Genomic DNA, 1,473 nt, shown 5'->3' on the forward strand with positions numbered 1-1,473 from the left:
CGCTGATGTGGGTGGATCCGTTTGGGTTGAGTGCGTGCAATTCCCCGAAAGGATATAAAACAGGTGACGTGGATCCTCATGGTAATTTATCACCAGGAACGAATCGTGCTGTAGGGCACACAAATAGCAAAACTGATGGTTTTGTTCAGAGTCACCACCCTATTCAAGATGCATGGGCTAAAAAAAGAGTTGGTGGATATCAAAGGAACTCTGCGCCAGCAACACTCTTGAAATCAGCCTCAGGAAGTCCTCATGCAGGAATTAGCGCTGTTCAGCGGACTAGGCGTGCTCTACCAGGAGGTTGGGATACAACATTAAAACAAGAGTTTAATATTAGTTATAGAGAAATGCTTGATTCTGGCGTTCCTGTTGAACAAGCGAGGAAATCGCTTGGAGATGCATATAAGTACTTTGACGGGTTGAGAGAAAAGAATATTGGCAACCCGTTCTTTGATATCTAGATTTTATTTTTCATGCGGAGGTTTTTGTGAATAAAAATGAGATTTTAAAAGAGCTAGATAAAATAGAGAGTGATATAGGGTGTAAATTCCCTGTATTATATAAGAAATTTTTATCGGAAGAAGTGGGTGATTCTGACGCATATGAACTCACAAAGAAAAATGGAGAGGCTCTCTATATATTTAATTATAAAGATCTAGTTGAACGTAATGATACATATGCTATTCAAGACTCGGTACCTGACTTTTTATTGATAGGGCAAGATGGTGATTTGGGTTGTTTTATAAACCTAAGTGATGATAGTGATAAGATATATAGCTTAGACCTAGGTGCGCTTGGCAGTTTGGATATGGATGAAGAAGGAAAAGATCTTTACAGTTTACGTATATAATTATTTTTCATGAAAAGGTCGGTGGATTAAGTCCTGCCCCGACCTTTACTATGTCTGCGGGGTTTAAATTTTCATGGACTTTTTATTTTCGTTGTAACTGATAAATCCGTAAACTAAAAGTTTTCTGGCTTTCGTTGGAAGCGATAGTTTTTAAATTTAGAAAGAGATCTAATTTAGTGGCTGTTTTCCTTCGGAGGTAAGTGAATAACTATTTTTACATCAGTCCATTCTCAGCTGATTTTCGGTGAGATAAAAAATAAAGCGTGAAAAGGTAATGTCTGATTCTTTAAAAATCATATATAATCAAATAGTTAAGTTTGTATGGCAGGCCGCCTGCTGCAACACCGCGAACCCAATCAGGGCAAACCGGGCGCGCGGCTGGTGTACGATTTGGCGGATAACCTGCTGGGCGAGCGCAGCCCGCAGAACGACATCGACGCGCATCTGCCGCTGCCGCTGGCGCCGATCGCCGACAACCGCCTGACGCACTGGCAAAAACTGTTTTACCGTTACGACGCCTGGGGCAACCTGATCAGCCGGCGCAATGGCCTGTACGAACAGCGCTACCGCTACGACGCCGACAACCGACTGGCGCAGGCGCACGGTCGCGGCCCGCAGGGCGA

2 protein-coding genes and 1 pseudogene are annotated in these 1,473 nt (G+C 43.2%); all 3 read left to right on the top strand.

Translation table 11 applies throughout. The annotated features are described in order from the left end of the window. Positions 1 to 2: 2 nt before the first annotated feature. Complete coding sequence (locus tag FUU19_RS24640) at positions 3 to 461, top strand: Rhs family protein (protein WP_430726497.1); 459 nt, start codon at positions 3 to 5, stop codon at positions 459 to 461. 26 nt (positions 462 to 487) lie between these two features. After that, the gene (locus FUU19_RS24645; protein ID WP_230489736.1) at positions 488 to 850 is read left to right on the top strand and encodes an SMI1/KNR4 family protein; all 363 of its coding nucleotides are present in this window, start codon (positions 488 to 490) and stop codon (positions 848 to 850) included. Positions 851 to 1,177: 327 nt separating this feature from the next. After that, positions 1,178 to 1,473 (top strand): annotated as a pseudogene (locus FUU19_RS24650) (hypothetical protein); the annotation flags it as partial.

The organism is Serratia montpellierensis (assembly GCF_020858655.1).
Taxonomy (GTDB): domain Bacteria; phylum Pseudomonadota; class Gammaproteobacteria; order Enterobacterales; family Enterobacteriaceae; genus Serratia; species Serratia montpellierensis.